Below are 943 nucleotides of genomic sequence, written 5' to 3' on the forward strand. Positions count from 1 at the left end.
CTGGTTGCCCAGCGCAATGGCGCCGTTGCTCGCCGTGATGCTGCCGCCGCCCGTCGCCGTCAGCGTGGTGCCGGTCGCCTGCGAAATGCCGCCGGCGCCCGCACTCGTCAGCGTCAAAGCGCCGGTGACCGTGCCCGAACCCAGTATCGTCGCGTCGCTGTTGGCCAGGGTGACGGTTCCGCCCGTCAGGCTCACCGGACCTTGCAGTTGGTTGGTGGATTCGCCCAGCGTAATGGCACCGCTGGTGCCTGCATTGAACGTGCTGGCGCCGCTGACATAGAGCAGGCCGCCCTGGGTGATACCCGCAGAAGCGCCCGTGCTGGTGACGGTCAAGCTGCTCAGCGCACCGTTGCCGATGGCGCCGACGGCACCGTCGAAGGCCACCGGACCGGCCGCGTTGATCGTCAGCGCTTCCTGCGTAGTCGACGTCGCATTGTCGACGGTACCGTTGAACGTCACCCCACCCGCGGTGGCGGTCAACACGGTAGCGGCGCCTAGCAACAGATGGCCGTTATACGTCTGCGAACCGCCGGTGCTTTCGTTGCCGTTGAGCGTGATATCGCTCCCCGTCATGCTCAAGTTGCCGCCGACGACGATACTATTGGGCACGGTCAACGCCGATGACCCGTAATTCAAGGTCAAATTGCCCGACACCGCGCCAGGTAGCGTTACCGTACCGCCGGGAGCACTGGTTGCAGCAAGCGACAGGCTACCGATCTCCACGCCTGCAGCGGGAGAAAAAGTCACGCTGCTGTTGAACTGATTGTTCGTATTGCCGAGCAGTACGTCGGCGCCGTTGGCGTTCTGCGTGAAGCTCGCCGCCTGCGTGACGGTCAATCCCGAGCCGTTGCCGCTGGCTTGCGAGATCGCGCCGTTGCCGGTGGCAGTGAGCGTCCCCGTCACCGTGCCTTTGCCCAGATCCAGGGCGCCGCCGCTGCTGACC

The 943-nt window shown here is 65.4% G+C and carries 1 pseudogene; it reads right to left on the reverse strand.

What is annotated here, in order from left to right:
- Window positions 1–943, reverse strand: a pseudogene (locus tag ISS99_RS00060) (hypothetical protein); the annotation flags it as partial.

The sequence above is a fragment of the Dyella mobilis genome, from assembly GCF_016904945.1.
Taxonomy (GTDB): Bacteria; Pseudomonadota; Gammaproteobacteria; order Xanthomonadales; family Rhodanobacteraceae; genus Dyella_B; species Dyella_B mobilis.